Genomic DNA, 12,336 nt, shown 5'->3' on the forward strand with positions numbered 1-12,336 from the left:
GGACAACGACATGCATAAGAACAAAGAGCTAAAGCGCGTCGCATGAATCAAATTTGATGCGACGCGCTTTAATCATGCGCGAAACCGGCCGGCTACCGCAGCCAGCCGGTCGCCAGCCCACTCGCCCAGTCGGGCCGGCGGTTTTCCGCCGCCAATCTCGACATCGCAAGATTGTCATAGGCGACGTTCCGGAACTGCCACGTCCATCCCGCGGGCGCCTTTTCCAGAATAGCATAGCCGGCCAGCGGATGGCCGGCTTCGACCTTGTGGTAACAGGGCAGACTGTCGTCATAGGCTGGGCAGCCGACGCTGCCGGGATTGACGATCAGCCGGCCGTCGGAGAGACGAACAGCGCGCGGGAGATGGCTGTGGCCGCAAAGGATCAGCGGCAGGTCGATACCCTCGGCCAGCGCCTCGATCGCTTCAATCGGCTTCGGGAAAACAATGCCCTCCGGCGAGACGGACTCCAGCCAGTAGAGATTGTCGTCTTTCGGCGTTGCATGGCAGAGATAGACCTCGCCGCGATAGACGGCATCGACTGGCAGGCTGCGCAGCCAGTCGAGCTGCGATGGCGACAATTGCCGATAGGCCGCCGCATCCGAAGCATGCATGGAAGCTGCATCCTGCTCGATCAGATAGCGGTCGTGATTGCCGCGCACCGTGGTCAGGCCGAGCGGCATCAGCAGATCCGCTGTTCGGCCTGCCTCCAGCGGTCCGCTGAAGACATCACCGAGATTGACGATCTCCTCAATGCCTTCCGCGCGAATATCGGCGAGCACCGCCTCGAGCGCCAGGTGGTTGCCGTGGATATCGGCGATGGCGGCAAAGCGCATCTAACTGCCTCGATAAGTGGAATAACCGTACGGCGAGATCAGCAGCGGCACATGGTAATGCGCCGTGACGTCGGCAATGCCGAAACGGATCGGCACGAGATCAAGGAACGCCGGATGCGGCAGCGGCGTGCCGCAGGCTCTGAGATAATCGCCGGCGTGGAAGACCAGTTCGTAGGTTCCCATGTGGATATTTTCGCCTGATAGAATCGGGCCGCCGTCGACCCGGCCGTCAGCATTGGTCTTGACCGTCTTCAAATGCCTGCGGATCTCGCCCTCGAGCTGGAAAAGGTCGATCCTGAGGCCTGCAGCCGGCTTGCCGAGGGCGGTGTCGAGAACATGCGTGGTCAATCCGGTCATGAGGCTGGCTCTTTGATGACAAAGGGGGTTTCGAAGAAGAACTCCTCCAGATTATTGCCTGGTCCGTCGCGATCGACGACCAGGAAATCGGAGGCTTGGCCAAGCGCCATTAGCGGATGATGCCAGACGTTGCGGCGGTAATTCACCCCCTGGTCCCCGCGCGCCAGAAACACCTGCGGCCGGCCGGGGCGACCACCTTCATCCTCTGAAACGACGACGAGAAAGGGCCGGCCGGAAACCGGCGAGAAGCTCTGGCTGCCGAAAGGATGACGTTCCATCATATCGACAGCATAGGGGAAGCTGCGCGGCTGCCCGCGAAAGAGGTTGATGATGACGCGCGCGCCCTCACCCGCCGCCTCGGCCGCCGCCAAGGCGTGAAAACGCTCGGTGGTGCCGCCATTGATCAGCCGCATCGAGGCTGGATCGGCTTCGATGACTTCGCCGAAAGGCGCGAAGGCCAATCTGGTCAATGGACGGATGTCAAGAAATTCGGGCAACGGCTTCACTCGCCTTCGGCATGCCAGTGACGAATGGCATCGATCTCGACAAGAAGTTCCGGCAGCGTACGATAGGTTGCCTCCCAGATTTCGGAGGGATCAAGGGCGAAGACGTCTTCGAGAATGCGGTTGCCGGTGCCGCAGATTTTCGTCCACGGCAAAGTGGGATGCTCGGTGGCAAATTCTGGATGGGTTACGAGCAGGCGGGATGCAGCCGCGCCGATGGTGAAGTGGCAGAAGGCAACCGCCTTGAAAGTGAGATTGTCCTCGGCGAAGGCAGCTTCATCCATTCCGCCGACAAAATACAGCGCTTCGGCTGCCGCCTTCTGCATTTCATTCAGGTAGTCGATAGCACGATGCTCGCTCATTCACCCTCCGGCAACATCGATGTCAGGCGTAGCAGGGCGATCCGTTCGACCTGCGCCGTTGCGGTCGCGAATTCTTCATCCGGGCCATTGCCGATCCTCCTCTCGAAGGCCGAAAGGATGTCCTCCTTGCCGAGCCCCTTGACGGCGATGATGAAGGGGAAGCCGAATTTTTCGACATAGGCCGCATTGAGTTCGCTGAAGCGGGCATGCTCGACCGGGCTCAGCCGGTCGAGACCGGCTCCCGACTGCTCCTTGCGGCTATCCTCGGTGAGTTCTCCTGCGACCGCCAGGCGCCCGGCGAGATCCGGATGGGCTCGGAGCACGCCGAGACGCTCTTCCTTGCTTGCCGCGCGGAAGACGGCGGCAAGCGCCGCATGCACGCCTGATGCCGTCAACGGCTCTGTGACGCTCCCGTTGTCAAAGGCACGCTCGGCGATGAAAGGCGAATGCTCGAAGACGCCGCCGAAGCGGGAAACGAAATCCTTGCGCGACAGCATCAGAGCGCGCCCGGCTGATGGTGCTGGTGCCAATGTTCGGCAATCTCGATACGGCGCGGGATCCAGACCTTGTCGTGCTTCAGCACATATTCGATGAAGCGCTTCAGCGCCGCCGCCCGGCCGGGACGCCCGACCAGACGGCAATGCAGGCCGACAGACATCATCTTCGGGCTGCCCGCCTGGCCTTCCTCATAAAGCGTATCGAAGGCATCCTTCAGATAGGTGAAGAACTGATCGCCCGCGTTGAAACCCTGTGGCGTCGCAAAACGCATATCATTGGTTTCGAGCGTATAGGGAATGATCAGGAACGGTTTCCCGTCGACGCCCTTCACCCAGTAAGGCAGATCGTCCGCATAGGAATCGGAGGAGTAGAGGAAACCGCCCTCCTCCTGGACCAGCCGAAGCGTGTTGTCGGAGGGCTTGCCCTGATACATGCCGTAAGGCCGTTCGCCGGTCAGTTCGGTGTGCAGGCGCACCGCTTCGAGAATATGCTTGCGCTCGAGATCCTCTGGGAAATCCTTGTATTCCAGCCAGCGATAGCCGTGGCTGGCAATCTCCCACCCGGCCTCCTTCATCGCTGCGACGGCCTCGGGGTTGCGAGCCATCGCCAGCGTCACGCCGTAGACGGTCGCCTGCACCTTGAGGTCGGTGAACATCCGCCAGAGCCGCCAGAAGCCGGCCCGCGAGCCATATTCGTAGATCGATTCCATATTGAGATTGCGCTGCCCCGGCCAGGCAGCCGCGCCGACGATCTCCGACAGCAGGTTTTCGGACGCGGGATCGCCGTCGAGGATCGAGCTTTCGCCACCCTCCTCGTAATTGATGACGAACTGCACGGCAACGCGTGCCTCGCCCGGCCATTTCGGATCGGGCGTCTGACGCCCATAACCGACGAGATTGCGCGGATAAGTCTCGGATACCATCAAATCACCTTCTGAAAAGACGGGGAACGGTATCATCCGCAGCCGGAATGTCGAGACGGAAACTGCGCGGCAGAATTTATCCTTTCAGGACAGTCACTTAGCTTAACGCCACTCAGGCGATCCTGCGCGCGCTGACCTTGCCCATAGGGTGCAGCGAGTGGACGCGGAAGGGACCGCCAATACCCTCTTCGATCATCAATGCCACGTTCGAAACCATCACCGGCTCCCTCAGGACGGGTTCGAAGATCGTTCGCAGCGCCGCTTCGATGCGGGGCATGTCGATCGCATTGATGGAGCCTGTCACCGGCATATGAAAGCGGAACTCGTCCATGACATAAGGATTGCCCCAACGATGTAGATTGGCGAACTGCGCCGCCGACAATCCATCCGGATCGCTGCGCTCGATGTCAGCCTCGCTCAGCGGCGCGCGGTAGCGATCGAACTCCTGGACGATCGCCGAAGCCAGATACTGGATCTGCTCACAAGGAGCGCTCGGCATCAGGCTGTAGAAACTGCCGAGTCGGGCAATTTCGAGACGTGAAATCTGGAAGGGAGCGAATGTCCCGGCAAAACGCATGAGATCGCGCAGGAGTTGCGATTCTGACATATCGCCGGACAGATGGAACGGCGCCTTCAGAACGCCGTGAAAACCATAGCGCCGCGGCACGGCTGTATGAAAGGCGATCTCGTGAATGCCGAGGCCGCGGACGGCCGGAGGCTCCAGCATATCGCCAGAAAATACGTTTCGGCCGAGCCAATTGGCGGCCACGAGCGACAGCGGGTCGCTCGCCGGAGGCGTGAAGCAAATGGCATAGCGCATGCAATTTCCTCCATCAAGGAAGTGAGCGCCGCTGAAATTGGGCGCTGCCGATGCGCAAGCAGATAGGTGATTTGCATGACAGAATAACGAAACACAGCTGTACCTAATTCACGTTTAACGTGAAGCCACAGCGATATGGCTTGAAATCGCAAAGCTTTCCGGCAGGAAAAATTCGCAATCTGTATCGCCTGCGATACAAACTGCCGCCTCCGCCAGCCGGTGGGCAAGACCGAAGCTGACCTTGAAACCGCCGGTCAATGCGATGAGCCGCGGGTGGTCGGGATGGCGGCCGATCATCGGATCGCGGTCGATGGCTTTCGGGCGAAGCCCCGCCCAGCGTTCGACGATCGGCGCGTCGCGAAGGATCGGAACGATGGCGCGCGCCGCCTCGATCAGCGCGTCGAGCTGGGCATCGGTGGAAACGGGATCGTCGAAGCGGTTCTCGCTGGTACTGCCGATCGCCGCATGCCCGCCCTCATGCGCGACGACGTAGAGACCGTCGAGGAAGATCGTCGGCAGCGCCGGATCGATCTCCGCCTTCAATAGCGCCGCTTGCCCCTTGACCGGCTGGCCGAGAGGCTGTTTCAGCCCCGGCGTCAGATCCTGCAGCAGGGGAAAAGACCGATGGCCGGCGGCCAGGATGCAGCGGCCGAAGGTGACGGTTTTGCTGCCTATCGCGGCCGTGCCTCGGTCCGGATCGAGATCGGCAACATCGGCGTTTTCCATGATGCGCACATGTTTTGCTTGCTGCAGGAAGGCGACGAGCACTGAGATCAGCGAGCGGGGAGCGACGCGGCCGGCAAGCGTGTCGTGCACAAAGCCGCTCTCGCCGGCAGAGGCCTCGACCCAGCCGTCTACATCGGGCCTGTCGAGCACATGCCAGTGGAACCGGCGCTCGCCTGCCCGCCAGTGGCGCTCGGCGTCCTCGGAATGGCCGCGGGCTATACGGTTGAGATGCGGCTTCGGCAGCGGGATCAGTCGTCCGGACCTGTTGTAGCCGGCGGAAAGCCCTGTTGCCGCTTCGAGCGCCGCGATTTCGGCTTCGAGCGAGACCAGCGCATCGAACTGGAACTGCTTCTTCTGCGACCAGCGGTCCGGCATATGCGGCATCAGCGCCCCGAGCAGGCCGCCGCTCGCACCTCTGCCCAGCCTGCCGGCGTCGGCAAGAAGGGTGCTGATCCCGCGCCGCTCGGCATGGACGGCCGCCCAGAGGCCCATGATGCCGCCGCCGACGATCAGCAGGTCGCAAGAAGATTGACCGGACGCCGGCACAGGACTATCGGCTTTTTCCATGACAGACGTGAACCCAGATCAGATTGGCGCTGGCGCGCCGCAGCCGCTCGAATGGCGCGACGGCGATATGCCCTATTCCACCGCCTTTGGCGATCATTTTTATTGCCAGACGGATGGACGGCTGGAATGCGGCCACGTCTTCCTCACCGGCAACGGCCTGCCGGAGCGCTGGAGCGGTCGGCAGACATTCGTGATCGGCGAACTCGGCTTCGGCACCGGCCTGAACTTCGCCGAGACCTGGCGGCAATGGAAGCAGCATCGCGCCGGCCAGCATCTGCATTTCATCTCCTTCGAACTCCATCCGATGCACGGCGAAGAGATCGGCCGGGCGCTCTCGCACTGGCCGGAGATCGATGCCGAGCGCGAAGCGCTGACCGCGGCCTGGCCACAAGCGCCTAATGGGACCGTCTCGCTCGACCTCGACAACCAGACGCGGCTCAGCGTCGTCTGCGGCCCGGCCCTCGACGGCGTCATGACGGCGAAGCCGGGCTTCGACGCCTGGTATCTCGACGGCTTCGCCCCGTCGCGCAATGGCGACATGTGGTCGGAGGAACTGATGCGGCGCGTCCATCAAAAGACCACGCCCGGCGGCACTTTCGCCACTTACGCCGCGGCCGGCTTCGTACGCCGCAATCTCGTCACTGCAGGTTTTGCCGTCGAGCGCCGCCACGGCTTCGCCGGCAAACGTGAAATGCTATGCGGCGTGAAGGCGGCCTGCGCCTAGAAGCCGAGCGCCTAAAATCAACGTTTTGTAGTGGCGATTTCTCATATTCATCCTATCGCAAAGATTGCAATTGGCGTTAAGACGGTCTATCGGCAAATCGAATTCGAGGGGCCCGACATGGAGAATATCGTTCCAAAGACCGTGCGACGACGCTGAAAAGCTCTCAAGCTTCAGCGAACCTTCAGCCGTGCAGTCAAAGGGAACGACCCATGTCCATAAAATCGGCAGCGCTTGCCGCACTCGCCTCCGCATATAAACTGAACGGCCTCGGAGCTGTCCCATCCGTCATCCGGTCAACAAAGCCTGAATTCGGCGACCTCCAGTGCAATGAGATGATGCGGCTCGCCAAGGCGACTGGTAAGAACACGCACGACCTAGCCGCCTCCGTCGCTGCAGCAGCGCGCAATGACGTCTTCGACGAGGTTTCCGTCGCAGGTCCGGGTTTCGTGAATTTCCGGTTATCGAACGAGACCATTGCCGCGGAGGCATCAGCGATGCTGGGAGATCCCGCGCTTGGCGCGGAGAAACAGCGCCCAATCCGTACCGTCATCGACTTCGGCGGCCCCAATGTCGCAAAGGCGCTGCATGTCGGCCACCTCCGGTCATTCGTTATCGGTGAAAGCCTTCGCCGCATCTTGTCCGAGATTGGACATGACGTGATCTCGGACATTCACCTCGGCGACTGGGGTCTCCAGATGGGCAAGCTCCTGTACGGCGCTGCCATCGCTTCCGGCTGGCAGCACGGAGATCCCGTGCCTTTCATCAAAGACTTCTCCTTCGACGAAATGTCCGTCGAGGAGCTCGGAATACTCTACAAGTCCGGCAATGCGGCTAGCGAGGACGAAACCGCGCTTGCCGTCGCCCGATTGCTCACGAACATGCTCCAGGACGGCCATCCCATCCTCACGGCTGCGTGGAAGCGCATGCGGGAGATTTCTCTCGAAGCGGTGTCAGCCACGGCCGAACAGCTCGGCGCGCATTTCGACCTGCTTCTGGGCGAAAGCGACGCCCACTCCGAGATCGCTCCCATGCTCGATGACCTCGTGTCACGTGGGCTCGCCCGGGAGAGCGATGGAGCGCTGGTCATCGAGGTCTCCGGCGAAGAATTGCCTGACAACGCCCCGCCACTTCTACTCCGGAAGAGCGATGGTGCCGCGCTATATGGCACCACGGATCTGGCGACGCTGCGGCGGCGGGTGCGGGACATCGGCGCGCAACAGATCATCTACTGCACCGACGACCGCCAAGCGCTTCACGTCGGAAGCGTTTTCTCGGCTGCACGGGTGGCAGGATATGCCAACGGGATTGAGCTGAGACATGTAACCTTCGGTACCGTCCGGGGATGGAATGGAAAGCCGTTCAAAACCCGGGACGGTTCCGCGGCGGCGCTCGGCGAGATGATCGAGCTGGCGCTTGCGAAGGCCGCCGAGAAAGTAAAGGACAAGGATTCAGCAACTGCAGTCGGCCTCGGCGCGCTGAAATTCACCGACCTCTCCATCCCGAGAAAGACCGGATACGTCTTCGATATCGACAGGATGACCTCGTTCGAGGGGAGGACGGGGCCTTACCTGCAGTACGCATACGCGCGGATCTGTTCGATCCTCAACAAGGCGGCCTTAGCAGGCATCGTTCCAGGCGTCACCATCTCGGTCAGTCATCCGTCGGAACGGGCGGTGCTGGTCGAATGCCTCTGGTATCCCCATTCCTTATCCGAGGCTGCCCGGCGGCTTGAGCCGTTCGAGATCGCCGAGCGGGCATACCAAGTGGCCGACACCTTCAGCCGCTTCTACACGGACTGCGAGGTGCTGACCGGAGAAGATCCGCCTGCACGTCTCGCCACCTGCAAGTTGGTAGCGCAAGTGATCGGGAAGTGTCTTGAACTTCTCGGAATGGAAACTGTGCGGAGGATGTGACCGATGCCACCTGTCCGTGAATTGCGAAAGATCAGTAGCTCGTACGTCCCGGCTGCTGGTCGTCCTTGCCGAGCCACTGCCGGATCTTTTCTTCCAGCAGTTCGGGGCTGATCGGCTTCGACATGTAGTCGTCCATCCCGGCGTCGAGGCAAGCCTCCCGGTCGCTTTCGAGCGCATGGGCGGTGACGCCGATGATCGGCACACGCTGGCCCTGCCCCTTTTCCCTTTCGCGGATCGTCCGGGTTGCCTCATGGCCGTTCATGACGGGCATCGAGACATCCATCATGATGATGCGCGGCGTGTGGCTCTCCCAGGCCGCGACTGCCTCCAGCCCGTTATTGACAACAAGGAAGGAAAGCCCGGTTCCCTGCAGGATCTGGGTGAAGACGATCTGGTTGACCTCGTTGTCTTCGGCGACGAGCACGTCGACGAATTCCGCCGCCCGCTTCTGCGACGCAGCCGCAGGCACCGGCGCCGGCACGGCCGTTTCGGCCTGCAACCGGGTGATTTCGGCCTGCGAAGCCTGCTTCACGCGCCGGGCGCGAACCACCTCGACGACGGTGTTACGCAGTACGTTGGCGCGCGCCGGCTTCATCAGATGCGCCTGGCCGTTCAGTGCCGCGAACTCCTTTTCCGTGCCGGAGATATCCATCGACGTCAGGAAAATGATCGGCAGCTCGACAAAGCGGGGATCGGCGCGCAGCCGGCGGGCGACATTGGCGCCGTTCATGTCCGGCATGTGATAGTCGAGGATGACGGCATCGACGGTAACACCGAGATCGGCCGCCGCCTCCAGGATAGCAAGACCGGTGCCGCCGCCTTCGGCAGCAACGCCGTCGAAGCCCCAGAGCGAAAGCTGCTCGGTGAGGATGCGCCGGTTGACCTCATTGTCGTCGATGACGAGGATGCGCGCGCCCTGCACGTTGATCGGCAGTGGCTTCGGCTCGAGGTGGGCGGCCGCCACCGCAAAGGGCAATCTGACGGTGAAGATCGAGCCCTTGCCCCATTGGCTCTCGACCTTGATATATCCGCCAAAGAGGTCGACGAGCCCGGCCGTGATCGCAAGTCCGAGGCCTGTTCCCTCATGCCGCCGGGTCGAGGAAGCGTCGACCTGCGAGAACTTGTCGAACACCGATTCCAGCTTTTCCTGAGGAATACCGATACCCGTATCCTCGATCCGGATATTCGCCATGATCTCGCCGCCGGCGACGGTTTCGAAGCCGACATCGACGAAGACATGGCCGCGCTCGGTGAACTTGACGGCATTGCCGACGAGGTTGGTGACGATCTGGCGGAAGCGGCCGGCATCGCCGATCACGGCAGCGGGCAGATCGGGTGCGGCCCGCACCAGCAGCTCGATGTTCTTCTCGGCGGCATGCGAGGAGAGAAGCGTCGCCACATCCTCCACCGCTTCGGTGAGATCGAAAGCCGCCTTGCGCAGCGTCATCTGTCCGGCATCGATCTTGGAGAAATCGAGAATGTCATTGATGATCGTCAGCAGCGCATTGCCCGACTTGACGATGATGTCGATGAAGGTTTTCTGGCGCGTATCGAGATTGGTCTTGGCCAGCAGCTCCGCCATGCCGAGCACGCCGTTCATCGGCGTGCGGATCTCATGGCTCATATTGGCGAGGAATTCGGATTTGGCGCGGTCGGCGGCTTCAGCGCGCGACAGCAGCTCACGCAATTCCTCCTCACGGCTCTTGAGCTCGGTGACATCGGTAAACAGCGCCACCCAATGCTGCCCAGTGCTGACAGTCGCATCCATATTCACCCAGCGCTCGCCGGCGACATGGAAGACGGTGGAGATCGGTTGCCTGGCCGCGATATTGGCGCGCCACTCCTGCAGGATTTCGGCCGCCGCATCGTGAAAATCGCCACGCGCCGCGCAGAATTCGAACATGCCGAGCCAGCCCTGGCCGGCCGCGATATAATGCGGCGGGATCTGCAGGATATCGGCCATCGCCTCGTTGGACATCTTGATGATGCCGTCCTGGACGATGGCAAGCCCTTGCGACATGGCGTGCGTCGCATCGCGCATCATTTCGCCGACCCGCTCGAGCGCGGCGCGGGTTTCGTGAATTTCCTTCTCCCGCTCGCGCACCGCCGAAATATCGGCATAGGTCAGCAGAATGCGGTCGTTGGAAATGCGCCGGCTGTCGAAGATGACGGATTTCCCGCCCGTCCAGCCGACCTCGATCGGCTCCGGCTCCTCGGCTTCGAACAAGTGCTTGCGAAAGGCATAGAGCTCTTCCGGCGTTCGCGTCCCGTCGTAGCGCCCGAGCTCGTAGTTCCGGCGAATGACATCGATGAAGGGGCGCCCGTCGAAACGGTCCTCGCGCGGCAGCTCCCAGATGCTGTAGAATTCGTCGTTGACGTAGAGAATCCGGTGGTCGTTATCGAGGATCAGCACGCCGATCGGCAGCGAACGCAGGATGCTCTCGATATCCCGGTGCAGCACTTCTTCCTGCTTGCGCGAGGCGATCAGCGCCTTCTCGCGCTCCTTGAGCGGCGAGATGTCGGAAAAGGAGCCGACGACGTAGGTTCGCCCATCCGCCGTGATGACGCGGTTGACGCGCGAGATGACGGGATAGACGTGCCCGCCTTTGCTCGGCATCTCGCTCTCGAGCTCCACCGAAATGCCATCCCTGAGCGCCAGCAGGTTTTCCTGGTAGATCGGCTCAGCACCTTCGGGCCCGAACATCTCGTGTTCGGTCATTCCCAGATACTCGGAGCGGGTGCCGCCGCTGAAGGTCTCGTAGTATTTGTTGGCATAGATCAGGCGATGCTTGTCGTCGCGTACGAAGACCGCAACCGGTAGATCTTCCAGCACTGTGCGCAGCGCGTCGAGTTCGCTGACGCTGTCACCCCAGGCCGAATCGCCGGCGGGCGCAGGAGGTGCGCCCTTACGATGAGCGGCGTTGACAACCAGCGGGCGGCCGTCTGCGGCGAAGATGCCGATCGGGTAATCGAGCTTTTCCAGCGCCTCGCGCACCTGGGCGAAATCCGCGGCGACTCCGGAATCGTTTACAGTCCGAGAGCCGCCGTTAGCCCTGTTGCCAGTGGCGCGGCGCTCACCGGGTTCGAACATGCCGAGCACATAGATCCGATCCGGCGACGGCGAGAAGCTTTCGATCTGAATGCGCTCATGGGTAAGGTTCGCCGCGTCGAAGCAGATGGCGTTCTCCTCGGTGCCGAACACAAGTGCGCGGCGCTCCTTGTCCTCGCGGTGCTCTTCTTCAGGGCGATCGAAGAGTTCGCGGCTTCGCCTGCCGATGAAATCGGAAATCTCTCGGCCGAGGAATTTCGCATAGGCCTCGTTGACGGCGACATAGCGCAACTCGCTGTTCTTGACATAGGCCGGGGTATCCAGATCAGCGATCCGGCGGCAAGCCAACTCCAATATGTCCCCGGCTGATTTCAAGAAATTGTCGCTCCCGCAATAAATGAAATATCAACGACAAAGACTATAACGCCAAGGCTTTTAACAAGGTTTTAACCATAAATTTGCAAAGCGCAATTTTGCGAACCAGCTCACCTATCTTGAGACAGCTCATATGGGCAGCCCTGCTCCAGGCGGCTGAAAGGGCCCCACCAGCAAGCTGCGATCCTGCAACCCCCGGATCGTTTCCTGCCACGTCCGCTCCATTGAAATCATGACGAAAATTTAATCCTCGAAGCGCTTGCGCGGCCATCGCTCCGCCGCGATCCGGGCAGAGTCTTGAAATGGCTTTATGGAAGCCAGTCCAAATTGAGGAAAATACCATGTCCGTTCTTCATAAGACCATGGCGACGGGCCTGACCGCGCTGATCCTTGCCGGCGCCTCGCTCGCTACCGCCACCACTGCCGATGCCCGCCCGCGCGATGCCTTCTGGGGCGGCCTCGCCGCCGGGGTCGTCGGCGGCGCTCTCCTGTCGGAGGCCGCCCGCCCCGCCTATCCGGTCTATCCGACCTACCCTGTTTATCGGCCCTATCCCGTCTACCGGACCTATTACCGGCCGCACTATTGTCATATCGAATGGCGGCACGATCGCTGGGGCGAGCCTTATCGCGTCAAAGTATGCCCTGAATAGAGCCCCCGCATCCGGCGCCGCTTGACCTCCCGGCGGC

The 12,336-nt window shown here is 61.5% G+C and carries 13 protein-coding genes; 3 read left to right on the top strand and 10 right to left on the bottom strand.

From position 1 onward, the window contains the following. Nucleotides 1-92: 92 nt before the first annotated feature. From GGI60_RS04460 to GGI60_RS04495, 8 genes are all read right to left on the bottom strand, one after another. On the bottom strand, nucleotides 93-833 hold the full coding sequence (locus tag GGI60_RS04460) for a metallophosphoesterase family protein (RefSeq protein WP_183912255.1): 741 nt from the start codon (nucleotides 831-833) through the stop codon (nucleotides 93-95). Then, nucleotides 834-1,190 carry a hydroxyisourate hydrolase gene (uraH, locus tag GGI60_RS04465; RefSeq protein WP_183912253.1) on the bottom strand — a complete coding sequence of 119 codons (357 nt, stop codon included), beginning with the start codon at nucleotides 1,188-1,190 and terminating at the stop codon, nucleotides 834-836. Next, nucleotides 1,187-1,687 (bottom strand): ureidoglycolate lyase, encoded by a 501-nt coding sequence (locus tag GGI60_RS04470; RefSeq protein ID WP_012484805.1) that lies wholly within the window; start codon nucleotides 1,685-1,687, stop codon nucleotides 1,187-1,189. The genes uraH and GGI60_RS04470 overlap by 4 nt, the downstream gene beginning before the upstream one ends. A 5-nt stretch (nucleotides 1,688-1,692) precedes the next feature. Next, nucleotides 1,693-2,055: a DUF86 domain-containing protein gene (locus GGI60_RS04475; protein ID WP_012484806.1), complete on the bottom strand. Its 363-nt coding sequence runs from the start codon at nucleotides 2,053-2,055 to the stop codon at nucleotides 1,693-1,695. Next, complete coding sequence (gene uraD, locus GGI60_RS04480; RefSeq protein ID WP_064822520.1) at nucleotides 2,052-2,552, bottom strand: 2-oxo-4-hydroxy-4-carboxy-5-ureidoimidazoline decarboxylase; 501 nt, start codon at nucleotides 2,550-2,552, stop codon at nucleotides 2,052-2,054. Before uraD ends, GGI60_RS04475 begins: the two co-directional genes overlap by 4 nt. Next, nucleotides 2,552-3,475: an allantoinase PuuE gene (puuE, locus tag GGI60_RS04485; protein WP_183912251.1), complete on the bottom strand. Its 924-nt coding sequence runs from the start codon at nucleotides 3,473-3,475 to the stop codon at nucleotides 2,552-2,554. Before puuE ends, uraD begins: the two co-directional genes overlap by 1 nt. Before the next feature lie 112 nt (nucleotides 3,476-3,587). After that, nucleotides 3,588-4,295 carry a DUF1045 domain-containing protein gene (locus GGI60_RS04490; RefSeq protein WP_183912249.1) on the bottom strand — a complete coding sequence of 236 codons (708 nt, stop codon included), beginning with the start codon at nucleotides 4,293-4,295 and terminating at the stop codon, nucleotides 3,588-3,590. 114 nt (nucleotides 4,296-4,409) lie between these two features. Then, the gene (locus GGI60_RS04495; RefSeq protein WP_183912247.1) at nucleotides 4,410-5,588 is read right to left on the bottom strand and encodes an FAD-binding oxidoreductase; all 1,179 of its coding nucleotides are present in this window, start codon (nucleotides 5,586-5,588) and stop codon (nucleotides 4,410-4,412) included. Between GGI60_RS04495 and mnmD the strand changes: the two genes are divergently transcribed. Next, complete coding sequence (mnmD, locus tag GGI60_RS04500; protein WP_183912245.1) at nucleotides 5,587-6,312, top strand: tRNA (5-methylaminomethyl-2-thiouridine)(34)-methyltransferase MnmD; 726 nt, start codon at nucleotides 5,587-5,589, stop codon at nucleotides 6,310-6,312. The genes GGI60_RS04495 and mnmD overlap by 2 nt on opposite strands. Nucleotides 6,313-6,521: 209 nt before the next feature. Further along, nucleotides 6,522-8,225: an arginine--tRNA ligase gene (argS, locus tag GGI60_RS04505; protein WP_086156330.1), complete on the top strand. Its 1,704-nt coding sequence runs from the start codon at nucleotides 6,522-6,524 to the stop codon at nucleotides 8,223-8,225. A 31-nt stretch (nucleotides 8,226-8,256) separates the two neighbouring features. On the opposite strand, the gene GGI60_RS04510 is transcribed toward argS, so the two are convergent. Both GGI60_RS04510 and GGI60_RS04515 read right to left on the bottom strand, forming a co-directional pair. Then, nucleotides 8,257-11,649: a response regulator gene (locus GGI60_RS04510; RefSeq protein ID WP_183912243.1), complete on the bottom strand. Its 3,393-nt coding sequence runs from the start codon at nucleotides 11,647-11,649 to the stop codon at nucleotides 8,257-8,259. Nucleotides 11,650-11,692: 43 nt separating this feature from the next. Continuing rightward, nucleotides 11,693-11,992: a hypothetical protein gene (locus GGI60_RS04515; protein ID WP_125461987.1), complete on the bottom strand. Its 300-nt coding sequence runs from the start codon at nucleotides 11,990-11,992 to the stop codon at nucleotides 11,693-11,695. Here GGI60_RS04515 and GGI60_RS04520 point away from each other — a divergent pair. Beyond that, a complete protein-coding gene (locus GGI60_RS04520; protein ID WP_009991478.1) occupies nucleotides 11,991-12,299 on the top strand; it encodes a hypothetical protein in 309 nt (102 codons plus the stop codon). The genes GGI60_RS04515 and GGI60_RS04520 overlap by 2 nt on opposite strands. Nucleotides 12,300-12,336: the final 37 nt, after the last annotated feature.

Origin of the sequence: Rhizobium lentis (assembly GCF_014200175.1) — a bacterium.
Classification (GTDB): domain Bacteria; phylum Pseudomonadota; class Alphaproteobacteria; order Rhizobiales; family Rhizobiaceae; genus Rhizobium; species Rhizobium mulingense.